Annotated in this window: 16 protein-coding genes and 1 pseudogene; all 17 read left to right on the forward strand. The window is 65.4% G+C overall.

Annotated features, from left to right (window positions below; all coding sequences use genetic code 11):
• The first annotated feature begins 49 nt into the window (after nt 1-49).
• The 17 genes and pseudogenes from BV210_RS02735 (at nt 50) to BV210_RS02810 (ending at nt 16,121) form a co-directional block, all read left to right on the forward strand.
• On the forward strand, nt 50-1,195 hold the full coding sequence (locus BV210_RS02735) for a 5-(carboxyamino)imidazole ribonucleotide synthase (protein ID WP_077205160.1): 1,146 nt from the start codon (nt 50-52) through the stop codon (nt 1,193-1,195).
• A complete protein-coding gene (locus tag BV210_RS02740) occupies nt 1,192-1,833 on the forward strand; it encodes an AIR carboxylase family protein (protein ID WP_077205161.1) in 642 nt (213 codons plus the stop codon). The genes BV210_RS02735 and BV210_RS02740 overlap by 4 nt, the downstream gene beginning before the upstream one ends.
• 79 nt (nt 1,834-1,912) lie before the next feature.
• Nucleotides 1,913-2,650, forward strand: a complete 738-nt coding sequence (locus tag BV210_RS02745; protein ID WP_077205162.1) for a hypothetical protein — start codon at nt 1,913-1,915, stop codon at nt 2,648-2,650.
• Nucleotides 2,651-2,738: 88 nt separating this feature from the next.
• Entirely contained in the window at nt 2,739-3,473 is a 735-nt protein-coding gene (locus tag BV210_RS02750; RefSeq protein ID WP_077205163.1) for a hypothetical protein, read from the forward strand.
• A 121-nt stretch (nt 3,474-3,594) separates the two neighbouring features.
• Complete coding sequence (locus BV210_RS02755) at nt 3,595-4,002, forward strand: NADH-quinone oxidoreductase subunit A (RefSeq protein WP_077205164.1); 408 nt, start codon at nt 3,595-3,597, stop codon at nt 4,000-4,002.
• Between the two features lie 3 nt (nt 4,003-4,005).
• Complete coding sequence (locus BV210_RS02760) at nt 4,006-4,707, forward strand: NADH-quinone oxidoreductase subunit B (RefSeq protein ID WP_077205165.1); 702 nt, start codon at nt 4,006-4,008, stop codon at nt 4,705-4,707.
• Nucleotides 4,704-6,380 carry an NADH-quinone oxidoreductase subunit D gene (locus BV210_RS02765; RefSeq protein ID WP_077205166.1) on the forward strand — a complete coding sequence of 559 codons (1,677 nt, stop codon included), beginning with the start codon at nt 4,704-4,706 and terminating at the stop codon, nt 6,378-6,380. Before BV210_RS02760 ends, BV210_RS02765 begins: the two co-directional genes overlap by 4 nt.
• Entirely contained in the window at nt 6,380-7,423 is a 1,044-nt protein-coding gene (locus BV210_RS02770; RefSeq protein WP_077205167.1) for a complex I subunit 1 family protein, read from the forward strand. The genes BV210_RS02765 and BV210_RS02770 overlap by 1 nt, the downstream gene beginning before the upstream one ends.
• 1 nt (nt 7,424) lies before the next feature.
• Nucleotides 7,425-7,886 carry an NADH-quinone oxidoreductase subunit I gene (locus tag BV210_RS02775; RefSeq protein ID WP_077205168.1) on the forward strand — a complete coding sequence of 154 codons (462 nt, stop codon included), beginning with the start codon at nt 7,425-7,427 and terminating at the stop codon, nt 7,884-7,886.
• A 179-nt stretch (nt 7,887-8,065) separates the two neighbouring features.
• Nucleotides 8,066-8,140 (forward strand): annotated as a pseudogene (locus BV210_RS20865) (NADH-quinone oxidoreductase subunit I); the annotation flags it as partial.
• Nucleotides 8,141-8,275: 135 nt separating this feature from the next.
• Nucleotides 8,276-9,952, forward strand: coding sequence for an NADH-quinone oxidoreductase subunit D (locus BV210_RS02780; RefSeq protein WP_077205169.1), 1,677 nt, complete (start codon nt 8,276-8,278; stop codon nt 9,950-9,952).
• Nucleotides 9,953-10,114: 162 nt separating this feature from the next.
• Nucleotides 10,115-10,390, forward strand: a complete 276-nt coding sequence (locus BV210_RS02785) for an NADH-quinone oxidoreductase subunit J (RefSeq protein ID WP_077205170.1) — start codon at nt 10,115-10,117, stop codon at nt 10,388-10,390.
• Nucleotides 10,387-10,725, forward strand: a complete 339-nt coding sequence (locus BV210_RS02790) for an NADH dehydrogenase (RefSeq protein WP_077205171.1) — start codon at nt 10,387-10,389, stop codon at nt 10,723-10,725. Before BV210_RS02785 ends, BV210_RS02790 begins: the two co-directional genes overlap by 4 nt.
• A complete protein-coding gene (nuoK, locus tag BV210_RS02795; protein ID WP_077205172.1) occupies nt 10,725-11,027 on the forward strand; it encodes an NADH-quinone oxidoreductase subunit NuoK in 303 nt (100 codons plus the stop codon). Before BV210_RS02790 ends, nuoK begins: the two co-directional genes overlap by 1 nt.
• A 1-nt stretch (nt 11,028) precedes the next feature.
• The gene (nuoL, locus tag BV210_RS02800; protein WP_077205173.1) at nt 11,029-13,062 is read left to right on the forward strand and encodes an NADH-quinone oxidoreductase subunit L; all 2,034 of its coding nucleotides are present in this window, start codon (nt 11,029-11,031) and stop codon (nt 13,060-13,062) included.
• A complete protein-coding gene (locus BV210_RS02805) occupies nt 13,063-14,601 on the forward strand; it encodes a NuoM family protein (protein ID WP_077205174.1) in 1,539 nt (512 codons plus the stop codon). It abuts the gene before it with no gap.
• Nucleotides 14,601-16,121, forward strand: a complete 1,521-nt coding sequence (locus BV210_RS02810) for an NADH-quinone oxidoreductase subunit N (RefSeq protein WP_077205175.1) — start codon at nt 14,601-14,603, stop codon at nt 16,119-16,121. The genes BV210_RS02805 and BV210_RS02810 overlap by 1 nt, the downstream gene beginning before the upstream one ends.
• The last annotated feature ends 76 nt before the right edge of the window (nt 16,122-16,197 follow it).

A 16,197-nucleotide genomic window follows, 5' to 3' on the forward strand; every position in this document is an offset into this window, starting at 1 on the left:
GCTCCCGGGTTGACAATCCTTAAGCGCGTGCCCGGGAAAGCGCCGAGCGATGACACTCACGTCGCCAGGACCGACCCTGGGCGTCGTCGGGGGCGGGCAACTCGGGCGGATGCTCGGCGAAGCCGCGGCGCCGCTCGGGGTCGAGGTGGTCGTCTCCGACCCGACGCCCGACGCGCCGGCCGCGCCGGTCGTCCGCGACCAGCTCGTCGGTGATTTCGACGACCGCGAGACACTGCGGGCGCTCGCGGAGCGATCCGACTACCTCACCTTCGAGATCGAACTGGCCGACCCCGACATGCTCGAAGCGGTGAGCGAGGAGACCGGCGTCCCGGTCCACCCCGAACCGGCGACGCTCCGGACGATACAGGACAAACTCGTCCAGAAGGAACGCCTGCAGGACGCGGGCATCCCGGTCCCGGAGTTCCGACAGGTCGACTCGACCGAGGACCTCCACGCAGCGCTGGACGATCTGGGAACGCCCGCGATGCTGAAAGCCCGCGAGGGCGGCTACGACGGGCGCGGCAACGTCCTCGTCGAGAGCCGGGAGGACGCCGAGTCGGCCATGGACGAGATCGCCGGCCCGGCGATGGTCGAGGCGTTCGTCCCCTTCGAGCGCGAACTGGCGGTGATGGGCTGTAAGACCGAGGGGGAGACCGATACCTTCCCCGTCACCGAGACGATCCACGAGGAAGAGATCCTACGGGAATCCGTCTCGCCGCCGAGAGCGACCGACGAGCGTATCGAGGCCGCCCGTGATGTCGCCGAAGACGTGCTGGCCGAGATGGAGGGGCGAGGGGTCTACGGCATCGAGTTGTTCGACACGGGCGAGGCGATCCTGCTGAACGAGATCGCGCCGCGCCCGCACAACTCCGGGCACTGGACCATCGAGGGCTGTCACACCTCCCAGTTCGAACAGCACGTCCGGGCGGTGACGGGTCGGCCGCTGGGATCGACCGAACGACGCGATCCCACCGTATCGGTCAACATCCTCGGCGACGGCGAGGAGCGTCGAGAGGCGCGGTTGACAGGCGAAGAAGCCGTCTTCGAGCGCGACCGTGCGCACCTCCACTGGTACGGGAAACGCGAGGTCTACCCGCTCCGGAAGACCGGCCACGTCACGCTGACCGGTGACGATGGGACCGACGACCTGCTGGCATCGGCACGAAACCTGCGCGACGGACTCACTTTCAAATGAGCGAGAACGTTCAATCACTGATCGAGGAGCTACGCGAGGAGGCAGAGCGCGACAGACCGACCGAAGACACGCCCGAGATCGGGATCGTCATGGGTTCGGATTCGGACCTGGACGTGATGGCCGGGTCGGAGTCTGGCCGGCCGGGAGCCTACGACTGCCTGACCGAGGAGCTGGGTTTTGCCGAACAGACCAGTTTCGACGACCCGCCCGAGGCGCGGTTCACGTTCGAGACCTTCGTCGTCTCGGCCCACCGGACGCCGGAACTGATGTACGCGTACGCGGAGACGGCCGAGCAGCGCGGGCTGGACGTCATCATCGCCGGCGCGGGCGGAAAGTCGGCGGACCTGCCGAACATGACAGCCTCCATCGCCTACCCACTGCCGGTGATCGGCGTCCCGGTCCAGGAGAAGTCGGTCGACTCGGTGATCGGGATGCCACAGGGCGCGCCGCTGACCGCCGTCGACGCCGGGAAGTCGTTCAACGCCGCGCTGTCCGCAGTCCAGTACCTCGCGCGCCAGCACGAGGCACTGCGCGACCGGCTGGTCGATTACCACGAGGGGCTCCAGGACGGCGTAGGTGACGTATCACGGGACCTCCACGAACTCGGAACGCCCGGATTCAGGGACCGGGACGAGTGAGACGGGAAGCGCCCCGAGTCCGACGAGTAGAATCTGTCCGAGCCCATAGATTTTTCAACGGATCCGACATAGCCGGCGTATGGTAGATTTCGGCAACAGACGAGTCCTCGTCGCGGTACTGCTGGCCGCGACGATGGTTCTGGCGGGCTGTTCGGGTGGTGGCGGTCCGACACCGACGGAGACGACGGCCGACGAACCGACCGAGACGGTCGAATCGACCGACGGCGGCGAGACGGACTCGGAGGCGGGAGTGCCGTCGCTCGACTACCAGTGGACCGAAGGTGAGTCCTACACGTACGAGAGCGAGGCGGTACAGGGCGGGTCGAGCCAGTTCACCTGGACCGTCACGGACGTTAGCGACGGAGCGGTCACCGTCGAAGTCGTGAGCCGTGCGGCGGGAGAGGCCACGACCTCGACCTTCACCGGCCCCCAGGGGAACGTATTCAGGGAACTGAACGAGACCCAGCTCTTCACCGTCCTTCCCTTCGTGGCGGGACAGGTTCCGCAGTTGCTCGCCGACGGACAGTCCCTCGACCCCGGAGAGTCCTGGACGGTGACCAGTAGCGACCTCCAGTTCACGGATCGAGAGGAGGCGACCGAGGATCAGATCACCGTGACCGTGAACGACACCGCACAGATCGCGGGCAGTCAGTGTGCCAACATCGAACTCGAATCGGACGACCGGCCCTTCAGCGGCTGTGTCAAGGAAGACTGGCCGTTCGCGTTGTCCGTCTCCTTCACGACCCAGGCCCAGGTCGGCGGGAGTCAGTCGACCCAGACCGCGACGTACACGATGACCGACTACACGCGTCCCTGAATCCCACTTCGGTCACGCGATCCGGAGACCACTAGTTTTCCAAACGTATGCAATAAAAACTAAACCGTAAACTGCAGTACGGGGAGTCATGGGGACACTGCGGACGCGCACGGTCGGGGGTACAGTAGTACTGGCGCTGTTGCTGGTTCTGGCGGGCTGTAGCGGCGGCGGTGCCGGCGGGACTCCTGCCGACACGGCCACGGGGACACCGACGGCGAACGGGACTGTCGCAGCGACCGACGATGCTGCAGCCGGTGACGACGACGGGAGTGCGGACGGCGATGGGAGCAGTGACAGGGTGGAACTGGACTACGAGTTCGACGACGGCGAGGCGTACGGATACGAGGCCAGACTGTCGAACGGGACGGTCCCGATAGCGTGGATCGTGACGGGGACGAGCGACACGAGTCCTGAGCAGGTGGCCGTCAACGCCAGCGCCGGCGGGTATTCGACGACCGCTGCGGCCCCACAGGGAGAGATTTTCGCGGACCTGATCGGCGAGGATAGGGTCGGCGAACCGTTCCTGTACGTCAGAACGCCGGTCGTGCTGGCCGCGGGACAGGAGCTGCGTGTGGGGGAGTCGTGGGAGATCGACGGAGACGACGTGACGGTCGGCGACGGGTTCTCGCCCGACTGGGACCGCGCGACCGCGGAGATCACCGGGACTGCGACAGTGGCAGGGGAGACCTGTTACACGATGGAACTGCAGGTATCGGGCAACGGGACGGGACCGACCAGTTGTCTCAAGGCCGACTGGCCGTTCGCGCTGGCGGTGGACGCGCCCGATCAGGACTACCAGCTGGCGGAGTTCGACCGACCCTGATCGGCCCGTTGACGACCGAGGGCACCTGTCAACGGTCTAAGCCGTGGTTTTTCCGGGCGGTGGGATCTATGAACCCTTATATGCCACCGTTCCGTACGCGTTCAACGATAGGTGTACACGGATGGGCAATCCATGGATAGCCATCGGGGCGCTGGCGCTGGTCGGTCTTCTCATCCCAGTCGGGATGATGGCGGTATCGAAACTTCTCCGGCCTAGCGTGCCCGAACAGGGAAAACGCTCCACCTACGAGAGCGGTGAGATTCCGACCGGTGACACCCGGATTCAGTTCAACATCCAGTACTACATGGTCGCGCTGCTGTTCCTGATCTTCGACATCGAGACCGTCCTGATCTTCCCGTGGACGGTCATCTACCGCAGCGCGGTAGAGAGCGTCGGGGTCACGAGAGTTCTCGCTCCCATGCTGGTGTTCATCGGAATTCTCGTCGTCGGTCTCGGGTGGGCGTGGCGCAACGGCGCAGTCAAGTGGGTCCGCTCGCCGCGGGCCGAGACGCGGAAAGATGCCAGATAACACATGAGTAGCCAAGACAAACTGACGGACACGGTCGGTGCCGACACCCAGTCGACACAGGAAGCCCGGATGGGCGAGGGAGCCGACAACCGGTTCAACTCCCCGCTCCGGAAGGCGCTGGGCTCGTCCCCGTTCATCCTCACCAAGTTCGACAAGTTCATGAACTGGGTGCGGGGCTCGTCGATGTTCATGCTGCAGTTCGGGATCGCCTGCTGCAGCATCGAGATGATGCACACGTACTCGGTCAAACACGACCTCGACCGGTTCGGGGCCGGGGTCCCGCGGGCCTCGCCGCGACAGGCCGACGTGATCATCGTCCCCGGGACCATCGTCTCGAAGTTCGCCCCGCGGATGAAACGGGTGTACGACCAGATGCCCGAACCCAAGTTCGTCGTCGGCATGGGTTCGTGTACCATCTCCGGCGGTCCGTTCCAGGAGGGGTACAACGTCATCAAAGGGGCCGAGGAGGTCATCCCGGTCGACATCCACGTGCCGGGCTGTCCGCCCCGTCCCGAGGCGCTCATCTACGGCATCGCCAAGCTTCAGGAGCGAGTCGCCAACGGCGAGTCCGCGCCCGTGACGGTCAAGCCGTACGAACTCGAACAGTTCGGTGACCTCGAACGGGACGAACTCGTCGAGAAACTCGCCGACCAGATCGACACGGACGACCTCGTGATGCGGTACAACTGGGTGGATTCGCCATGAGTTTAGAGGAACCAACCACGCAGGAACTCGCCGTCGCGGACGACGGCAGTGTCGACTACGACGCGCTCGAATCCCTGCTCGGTGACGCCGTGCTGGACCGGGAGGACCACGTCAACGCCGAAGCGTTCGTGATCCGCCCCGACGCCGTTCAGGAAGTCCTCTCGACGCTGAAAGAGGAGGCCGGCTTCGACAACTGCAACTGCGTCACCGCACAGGAGTACCAGGATCGCTACGAGACGATCTACCACATGACGAAGTACGCCGACCGGACGCAGGAGGTCGGCGTCGTCGTCCCCACGAGCAAGGACGACCCCGTCTCGGAGTCGGCCGAACCGGTCTTCCGAACGGCCGACTGGCACGAGCGGGAGGCCTACGACCTGGTGGGTATCGAGTACGAGGGTCACCCCGACCCGCGCCGGATCCTCCTGCCCGAGACCTGGCAGGGCCACCCGCTCTCGCAGGACTACGACCAGACCAAACCCCAGATCGTCACCCTGCGTGAGAACAAGAACCCGCTGGAGGAGGACCACCGGGCCCCCGACGACAGCGACACGATGTTGCTCAACATCGGGCCCCACCACCCGGCGACCCACGGCGTCCTCCACGTCGAGGTGACGCTGGACGGCGAGCAGGTCGCCGACGTGGAACCCGACATCGGCTACATCCACCGCTGTGAAGAGCAGATGTGCCAGCAGGGCACCTACCGCCACCAGATCATGCCATACCCCGACCGCTGGGACTGGGGCGGTGCCGGGCTGCTGAACGAGTGGGCCTACGCCCGGACGGCCGAGGAGCTGGCCGACATCGACGTGCCGGAGTACGCGCAGGTCGTCCGGACGATGTCCGCCGAACTCTCGCGGATCCTCTCGCACATGCTCGCGGTGGCCGCGTACGGGCTGGACATCGTCGGCGACTTCACCGCGACGTTCATGTACGGGATGCAGGACCGGGAGACGGTTCAGAACATCCTCGAAGATCTGACCGGCCAGCGGCTGATGTTCAACTACTTCCGACTGGGCGGGGTCGCGTGGGACCTGCCCGAGCCCCGCGAGGAGTTCTTCGAGAAGATTCGGGCGTTCATCGACGACCTGCCCGAGCGGCTGGAGGAGTACCACAACCTGCTGACCAGCAACGAGATCATGCAGGTCCGGACCGTCGACACGGGGTACCTCGATCCCGAGGTCGCCAAGAGCTACGGCGCGACCGGGCCCGTCCTCCGCGGGTCGGGCGTCGACTACGACGTGCGCCGGGACGACCCATACGGCTACTACGACAAACTCGACTGGGACGTGGTCACCGAGGACGGCTGTGACAACTACGCCCGCCTGCTGGTTCGCCTGCAGGAGGTCGAGGAGTCGGCGAAGATCATCCAGCAGTGTGTCGACCTGCTGGAGGACTGGCCCGAGGACGACCGGACGATCCAGGCCAACGTCCCCCGGACGATCAAGCCCGAGCCGGACACGGAGATCTACAAGTCCGTCGAGGCCGCGAAGGGCGAACTCGGGATCTACATCCGCTCGGACGGGACCGACAAGCCCGCGCGGTTCAAGATCCGCGGACCCTCCTTCTCCAACCTGCAGACGCTGCCGGAGATGGCCGAGGGCGAGTACATCGCGGACCTGATCGCGTCGCTGGGTAGTCTGGACACGATCATGGGCGAGGTGGATCGGTAATGACGCTGTCGGACACCATCGCCGGGCTGCTCGGACTGAACGCGAACGACCCGCTGCAGTTTTTCGTCGCGGCGCTGATCGCGTCGGCGATCGTGGGTACGTTCATGCTCCTCAACGTCGCGATCGCCGGCCCGTGGGCAAAACGGAAGATCACGGCGGCCTTTACCGACCGGATCGCAGTCAACCGGATCGGGCCGTTCGGGCTGATGGTCATCGTGGCCGACGCGGTGCGCCTGCTCTCGAAGGAACTGATCGTACCCGAGGAGGTCGACCGGCCGGCGTGGGACCTCGCGCCGCTTCTGATCGCCGGATCGGCGTTACTCGGCTTCGCCGTCATCCCGATGGGCAACGGCGTGCAGGTCGCCGACCCCGAGGCGGGGCTGGCGTACGTGTTCGCGGTCGCCTCGCTGGCGTCGCTCGGCCTCGTGATGGCCGGCTACGCCTCGAACAACAAGTACTCGATGCTGGGCGGTCTGCGCGCAGTCGCGCAGAACCTGGCCTACGAGATTCCGCTGGTGCTGACTGGGGCGTCCGTCGTGATCTTCGCGGGGACGCTCCGGCTGAGCGAGATCGTCGCGGCCCAGAGCGGGACGCTGGCGACGATCGCCGGCATCCCGATCCCGTCCTGGTACGCGTTCGTCAACCCGTTCGCGTTCGTCCTCTTCCTGGTCGCGAACCTGGCGGAGGTCGGACGGAACCCGTTCGACACGCCCGAAGCGCCGACCGAGATCGTCGCCGGCTACCAGACCGAGTACTCCTCGGTCTACTTCGTCCTGATGTACCTCGGGGAGTTCATCCACATCTTCCTGGGCGGGGCGATCATCGCGACGATCTTCCTCGGCGGCCCGGCCGGACCGGTCCTGCCCGGGATCGTCTGGTTCCTCATCAAGATCTGGGCCGTCTTCCTGTTCACCCAGTGGGCGCGGTCGGCGCTCCCCCGGGTGCGTATCGATCAGCTCATCGAAATCGGCTGGAAGGGGATGCTCGTGCTCTCCTTCGCCAACCTGATCCTGACGGCTGTCATCGTCGGGGTGGTCGTGTAACATGATCGGACTGCTCAAATCCATGGCGACGACGATGAAACACGCGCTCGACGGGGAGACGTTCACCGTCGAGTATCCCGAAGAAGCACCCGAAGTGAGCCCGCGGTTCCGCGGGGTCCACAAGTTCAGTCAGGAGCGGTGTATCTGGTGTCGGCAGTGTGAGAACGTCTGTCCGAACGACACGATCCAGATCGTCACCGACGAACAGCGCAACGGCGAGGAGTACAACCTCCACATCGGGCAGTGCATCTACTGCCGGCTCTGTGAGGAGGTCTGTCCCGTCGACGCCATCCTGCTGACCCAGAACTTCGAGTTCACCGCCGACACGAAGGACGAACTCGCCTACAACAAGGAACAGCTGAAGAACGTCCCCTGGTACAACGACATCGACCCGCTCGAATCCCGCGAACCCGACCGGGGCGCGTGGATCGGCGAAGGCGAAGGCGAACTGGACTACCAGTAGCCAAGCATCCGCGCGACCGACGGGAGCGCGGTTCACTGGCCGAGCAGAGCGGGACCGAAGGTCCCGCAGGCAGCCGGCGCGACGCGCCGGCGACGAAGCGAGGCCAGCCTTTTTCGCCCACGTTTTTGCCGTGAGTGGTCGCCGCAGGCGACCCGAACGGGAAAAAGGTGGTCGCTGTCGACCCGCTCGAACCGCGGGAACCGGACCGGGGCGCGTGGATCGGCGAAGGCGAAGGCGAACTGGACTACCAGTAAGCGGCTGCTCGCTGTTTTTCGAGAGTGCAACTACCGGGACAGGATCCTGTAGCGACCCGCAAACAGCGTTTATTCGCGGCCGCGTGCTAGCAGGGGTACCTGGCTGGAACGGCCGACACCGCCGGGGGTCCCATCATGAGCCTCGAACATCCGACCCGCGACGCGGGCGAGACCGAGGACGGCGCGGTCGACTACGACGCACTCGCGTCCCTGCTCGGTGACGCGGTGCTGGATCGGGAGGACCACGTCAACGCCGAGGCGTTCGTTATCCGCCCGGACGACGTGCAGGAGGTCCTCTCGACGCTGAGAGACGAGGCGGGCTTCGACCACCTCTCCCTGCTGACGGCCCAGGAGTATCAGGACCGCTACGAGTCGATCTACCACCTCACCAAGTACGCCGACCGGACCCAGGAGGTGGGCGTCGTCGTCCCGACGAGCAAGACCGAGCCGGTATCTGAGACCGCGTCACCCGTGTTCGAGACGGCGAACTGGCACGAACGAGAGGCCTACGACCTGGTGGGCATCGAGTACGAGGGGCATCCGGATCTCGTGCGGATCCTGTTACCCGAAACGTGGCAGGGTCACCCGCTCTCGCTGGACTACGACCAGACCAAACCCCAGATCGTCCCGATCCGGGAGAACGTCAACCCGCTCCTCGAGGACACGCAGGCGGCCTCGGAGGGGGATCCGGACACGATGTTCGTCAACATCGGGCCCCACCACCCGGCGACCCACGGCGTCCTCCACATCGAGACAGTGCTCGACGGCGAGCAAGTGCTGGACGTGGAGCCCGATATCGGCTATCTACACCGGTGTGAGGAGCAGATGGCCCAGCAAGGCCACTACCGACACGAGATCATGCCCTACCCGGACCGCTGGGACTACACGGCAAACATGACCAACGAGTGGGCGTACGCGCGGGCAGCGGAGGACCTCGCGGACATCGAGGTCCCCGACTACGCCCAGGTGTTGCGGACGCTCGGGGTGGAACTCTCGCGGATGACGGGTCACTTCCTCGCGCTGGGAACCTTCTCGCTCGACGTCAACGGGGATTTCACCGCGACCTTCATGTACACCTTCCGGGACCGGGAGAAGGTCCAGAGCATCCTCGAAGACCTGACCGGCCAGCGGATGATGTACAACTACTTCCGGCTTGGTGGGGTCGCGTGGGACCTGCCCGACCCCCGCGAGGAGTTCTTCGAGAAGATCCGCGAGTTCACGAACGAACTCCCGCGGGCGTTAGAGGAGTACCACAACCTGCTGACGAGCAACGAGGTGTTCCAGGTCCGGACCGTCGACACGGGATATCTCGATCCCGAGGTCGCGAAGGACTACGGGGTGACCGGCCCCGTCGCGCGCGGGTCGGGGATCGACTACGACGTGCGGCGGGACGATCCCTACGGCTACTATCCGGAACTCGACTGGGACGTGGCCACCGAGGACGGCTGTGACAACTACGCGCGCGTCCTCGTCAGACTCCGGGAGGTCGAGGAGTCGGCGAAGATCGTCGACCAGTGTGTCGACCTGCTGGAGGACTGGCCCGACGAGGAGCGGACGATCCAGTCGAACGTCCCGCGCACGCTCAAGCCCGACCCCGACACGGAGGTGTACCGCGCAGTAGAGGGGGCGAAAGGCGAACTGGGCGTGTACATCCGGTCGGACGGGACCGCCAAACCCGCCCGGTTCAAGATCCGCAGCCCCTGTTTCCACAACCTCCACGCGCTGCCGGAGATGGCCGAAGGAGAGTACCTACCGGACATGATCGCGTCACTGGGCAGTCTCGACGTGGTTCTCGGGGAAGTCGACCGGTGAGGAGGGGCGGCAAGCTGGAGCGGAGTGTGATACCGTCACATTTTCTATATTTCTGTCGGGAAGGAAACGGCCCGTTTCGGGTGGAGAACACGGTTTCGACGACACGAGCACGAATCTGATAAAGAAATCTTCAAAGGCCCGCCGATAGGAGAGTGATGTAAGATGGCACTGTACGAAACCATAGCATTTGGGTTGTTCGCGTTCGTCACAATCGCGAGCAGCCTCGGCGTCGTCCTGTTACGGGACGTGTGGCACTCCGCGCTGCTGTTGGGTGTCGCGTTGCTCAGCGTCGCAATCCACTACGTGATGCTGCAGGCGGAGTTCGTCGCCACCATGCAAATACTCGTGTACGTGGGCGGCGTCCTGATCCTGATCACCTTCGCCGTGATGCTCACCCGCAGCGAAGACCCGAACGAGGCACGCGAGGTGACCACATGACGACCCGACCACGGCTGGCGGACGACGTCAACTGGACGGCCGGCGTCGCGGCGCTGGGACTGTTCGCCGTGCTGGCGGCCGTGTTCCTGGGCTCCTCCTTCGGATCGGCGGCCGGGTTCCCCGACGCGTCGATCACCGCGGGCATCGGCTACGCGATGTTCGACCTCGCGAGCCAGACTGCACTGGAGACCGAGGAGTTCCTGGTGTCGTTCATCGTCATCGCGATCGCACTGGACGCCGCACTGGACGTGGCCGTCATGCTGGCGAAACGCGACGACGAGTCGGCCGGCGTACTCACCGACGGCGGCCACACGACGGAACGGGGTGAGCGCTGATGGTACCCGCCGAGTACTACCTGTTGCTGACGGCGGCGATGTTCTGCATCGGCCTGTTCGGGATCTTGACCCGGCGCAACGCCCTGCGATTCCTGATGTCGGTCGAGTTGATGCTCAACGCGGCCGCCGTCAACTTCGTGGCGTTCTCCCTCCAGTGGGGGAACCTCACGGGCCAGGTGTTCTCCCTGTTCCTGATGGCGCTCGCCGCCGCCGAAGTCGCGATCGGGATCGGTATCATCCTGGTGCTGTACCGTAACTTCGGAGACATCGACGTGACCAAACCGACGACAATGAGGTGGTAAGATGGTGAGTGCATTCGAGTTCGTTCCGGCGATCGCGGTGTTGCCACTCGTATCGTTCGTGGTCGCGCTGACCTTCGGGAAGTGGATGCCCAAGAAAGGGGCCCTGGCCGGCATCTTCGCGACGGCCGGCTCCCTGCTCATCTCGATCTGGACCGCGCTGACGGTCGCGGGCATCCTCGGCTCGGAGACGGCCTATCACGAGGAGATATGGCAGTTCGCGACGGGGATCGGCACGTTCGATCTCCACCTCGGGGTCTACATCGACCCCCTCTCGGCGCTGATGCTGTTGATCGTCTCGCTGATCTCGCTTCTCGTGTTCGTCTTCTCGCTTGGCTACATGAACGACGAGGACGAGACCGGGCTCCCCCGGTACTACGCTTCGCTCTCGCTCTTTAGCTTCAGCATGCTCGCCTTCGTCTTCGCGGACAACATCCTGATGGCGTTCATGTTCTTCGAGCTGGTGGGCCTCTGTTCGTTCCTGCTCATCGGCTTCTGGTTCCGCGAGGACGCACCGCCCAGCGCCGCGAAGAAGGCCTTCCTGGTCACCCGCTTCGGTGACTTCTTCTTCCTGATCGGCGTCGTCGGCATCTTCGCCACCTTCGGGACGGGCCTGTTCGTCACCGAGAGCGGCTTCCCGGCCATGGCCGCGCAGGCGCTCGAAGCCGGCGAGAGCTTCTTCGGCTTCGGCGCACAGACCTGGTTCACCATCCTCGGACTGCTCGTGCTGGGCGGGGTCGTCGGCAAGTCGGCGCAGTTCCCGCTGCACACGTGGCTGCCCGACGCGATGGAGGGTCCGACTCCCGTCTCGGCGCTGATCCACGCAGCGACGATGGTCGCGGCAGGTGTCTACCTCGTCGCGCGCATGTACGGGTTCTACCTGCTGACGCCGACGACGATGGGAATCATCGCCCTGATCGGCGGCTTCACCGCCCTGTTCGCGGCGACGATGGGCGTCGTCAAACAGGAACTCAAGCAGGTGCTCGCGTACTCCACCATCTCCCAGTACGGGTACATGATGCTCGCGCTGGGCTCCGGTGGGTACGTCGCCGCGGTCTTCCACCTGACCACCCACGCCGTGTTCAAGGCGCTCCTGTTCCTCGGCGCGGGGTCGGTCATCATCGCCATGCACCACAACGAGAACATGTGGGACATGGGCGGCCTGAAGGAGAAGATGCCCGTGACCTACTGGACCTTCCTCTCGGGCTCGCTCGCGCTTGCTGGGATCTTCCCGTTCGCGGGCTTCTGGTCCAAGGACGAAGTGCTGTACGAGGCGCTGATCCACGGCCTCGGCAGTCCCGTCATCCTGATCGCGTGGGCGATGGGCCTGCTCGCCGTGTTCCTGACCGGCTTCTACACCTTCCGGATGGTCTTCCTGACCTTCCACGGTGAGCCACGGACGGACACGGCCGAAGACCCCCACGGTGTGCGCTGGAACGTGAAACTCCCGCTGGCCGTGCTGGGAATCCTCGCCGCGACCATCGGCTTCATCAACATGGTGCCGGTCGCGAAGCTGTCCGGGCTGGAGATCGACTTCCTCCACAAGTGGCTGGTCGGCTCCGAGATCGTCAACGCAGAGTTCCTGACGGGCCTGCACGTGTACGAGGACTTGCTGCCCTACGAGTCGGTCTACATCGCGGGCGGTGAGATTCCGACACTACTGATTTCGGCGGCGCTGTCGCTGGGACTGGCGCTCGCCGGTTCCGGGCTGGCCTACAAGCTGTACGCGGTCGACGAACCGGTCGAACACACGAAGAAACTCGGCGGACTCCGGACGTTGCTCATGCACAACTACTACCAGGACGAGTATCAGGTGTGGCTGGCGACGGGTGTGACCCTTCCGCTCGCCCGCGTGGCCGACACGTTCGATCAGGGAATCATCGACGGCGTGGTCAACGGAGTCTCCAGTGTGAGTCTGTTCTCCGGCGACCGCGTCCGCCGGATCCAGACCGGGGCTGTCAGCAACTACGCGACCCTGCTGACCGTCGGGCTCGTGCTCTTGCTGGTCGCCTTCGGCATCCTCGGGGGGTGGTTCTGAATGCTGGTCGAACTGCTCATCGTCTTCACGCTGATGGCGGCGGGCCTCGTCTTCCTCACTCCCGACGAGTACGCCGGCAAGCTGGCGGCCGTCATGAGCCTCGTGCCCGTCGGCGTGAGCCTGTGGATGTACAGCGTCTTCGAGGGGACGGGCAACGCCCTGCTCGCAGGGAGTCAGCCCGCCTTCGAGACGATGGCGAGCTGGATCACGCTCGGGCCGTACGCGATCAACTGGCACGTCGGCCTCGACGGCGTGAGCATGCCGCTGATCGTGCTGACGACGATCCTGACCACACTGGCGATCGTCAGCGCGTGGACGCCGATCGACGAACGGCAGTCCCAGTTCTACGGCCTCGTGCTCTTCATGCAGGCCGCGCTGATCGGCGTCTTCTCCGCGCTGGACTTCCTGCTGTGGTTCGTCTTCTGGGAGGCCGTCCTCGTGCCGATGTACCTGCTCATCGGCGTCTGGGGCGGCCCGCGCCGGAAGTACGCCGCGATCAAGTTCTTCGTCTACACCAACGTGGCGAGCCTCGTGATGTTCGCGGGCTTTTTCACGCTGGTGTTCGGCCTGGGCGACTCGCTGACCTCGCTCGGCCTGCCCGCCGTCGCGCAGGCGCTCGCCGCCGGCCAGCTCGGTGAAGTCGCCGGCTTCGCGCCGGGCACGATCAAGCTGGCCGCGTTCACCGCGCTGTTCTTCGGCTTCGCGGTGAAGGTGCCGGTCGTCCCCTTCCACACGTGGCTGCCGGACGCACACGTCGAGGCACCGACGCCGGTGTCGGTGCTACTGGCTGGCGTCCTGCTAAAGATGGGGACCTACGCGCTGCTGCGGTTCAACTTCACGATGCTCGCCGACGTGGCCGAGGCCAACGCCGCGCTCATCGCCATCTTCGCAGTCGTCTCGGTGATCTACGGGGCGCTGCTGGCGCTGGCCCAGCAGGACCTCAAGCGGATCGTCGCCTACTCCTCCATCTCCTCGATGGGCTACGTCATCCTGGGGCTGATCGCGTTCACGCCCCACGGACTCGGCGGGGCGACGTTCCAGATGGTCAGCCACGGGCTGATCTCCGGGCTGATGTTCATGGCGGTCGGCGTCATCTACAACGAGACCCACACCCGGATGATCGGCGACATGTCCGGGATGGCCGACCGGATGCCCGTCACCGCGGGCGTGTTCGTCGCGGCCGCCTTCGGCTACATGGGCCTGCCGCTGATGTCCGGATTCGCGGCAGAGGTGCTCGTGTTCATGGGCGCGTTCGAATCCCCGATCATTCCGGCCGCGCCGCTGTTCACCGCGATCGCGATGTTCGGCATCGTGATCGTCGCGGGCTACCTGCTGCGTGCGATGCAGAAGACGCTGTTCGGGCCCTTCCGGCTCGAAACGGACTACGACATCGGGCGCGCCCCGCTGCAGGACGTCGCGCCGCTGTTCGTGCTGCTGGCGCTCGTCATCGCGCTGGGCGTCGCACCTAATCTGTTCTACACGATGATACAGGACGCAGTCGATCCGATGATCCAACTCGTACAGGGAGGTGGTGCCTGATGATCGCACTCCAGACCTCGGGCACGTTGCCCGACTGGACGGCGCTGGCCCCGGCGATCTTGCTCGGGCTGACCGCGCTGACCCTGTTCCTGATCGACAGCGTCGATCCGAACGACGAGTCACCGGGCCTGCTCGCGGGCGTCGCGACGCTGGGCTCGGTGCTGGCGATGGTCGTCACGGGCTGGTATCTGGTCTCCGGGACGGGGATGCCCCGGACGGGCGGTCCGATCGAGCTGTTCAGCGGCCAGCTGGTCGTCGACGGGATGAGCCTGTTCTTCACGTTCATCTTCACGAGCGTGGCCGCGCTCGTCACCCTCGCCAGCTACGACTACCTGTCGGGCCGGCCGAACCAGGCCGAGTACTACGCGCTCGTGTTGCTCGCGGCTACCGGGATGTCCGTGATGGCCTCGGCAAACAGCCTCGCGACGGCGTTCGTCGCGCTGGAACTGTCGAGCCTGCCGTCCTACGGTCTCGTGGCCTACCTCAAGGACAACCAGGGGAGCGTCGAGGCCGGGATGAAGTACTTCCTGATCGGCGCGGTCTCCTCGGCGGTGCTGGCCTACGGGATCAGCCTCGTCTACGCCTCGACCGGCGCGCTGCAGCTGGACGCCGTCGCGGAGGTCCTAGGAGCGGGCATCGAGAACTCCGGCGTCCTCGGCGTCGGCATCCTGATGGTGCTCGGCGGGTTCGCGTTCAAGACCGCCTCCGTGCCCTTCCACTTCTGGGCACCGGAGGCCTACGAAGGCGCGCCCGCGCCTATCTCCGGGTTCCTCTCGTCGGCCTCGAAGGCCGCCGGGTTCGTGCTCGCGTTCCGCGTGTTCGTCACCGCGTTCCCGATCGAGGTCGTCGCCGGCACGCTCGACTGGGCGATGGCCTTCACCGTGCTCGCCTTGGTGACGATGACGCTCGGCAACTTCGCCGCGGCCACCCAGGAGAACGTCAAGCGGATGCTGGCGTACTCCTCGATCGGTCACGCCGGCTACGCGCTGATCGGCATCGCGCTGCTGACGGGGTCGGCCAACCAGAGCTACGCGCTGGGAGCCAGCATGCTCCACCTGTTCGTCTACGGGTTCATGAACACCGGAGCCTTCCTGTTCGTCGCCCTGGTCGAGTACTGGGGCGTCGGTCGCACCTTCGAGGACTACAACGGATTGGCGAAACAGGCTCCCATCGCCTGCGTCGCCATGACCATCTTCCTGTTCAGCCTCGCGGGCCTGCCGATCGGCGGCGGCGCGCTCTCGAAGTGGGCGCTGCTGTCGGCGACCGCGAGCGCGGCCACGCTGAGCGCGTGGCTGCTGGCGGCCGCACTCATCATCAACAGCGCGCTGTCGCTGTTCTACTACTCCCGGGTCGTCAAGGCGATGTGGATCGAAGAGCCCGCGGGTGACTTCGAGGTCGCCTCGTACCCGACCGGCCTCTACGCGGCCGTCGTCGGTGCCGCCATCGCGACCTTCCTCCTGCTGCCGGCCTTCGGCATGATCTCCGGCACGGCCTTCGACGCCGCGGCTGCGCTGTTCTGAGGCCGCCGTTCCTCCCCTCACATCGCTCTTTCTCACCGCTTGCTCGTCTACCCACGTCCCGACGGTCACGTCGTCC

This window comes from Halorientalis sp. IM1011 (genome assembly GCF_001989615.1).
Lineage (GTDB): Archaea > Halobacteriota > Halobacteria > Halobacteriales > Haloarculaceae > Halorientalis.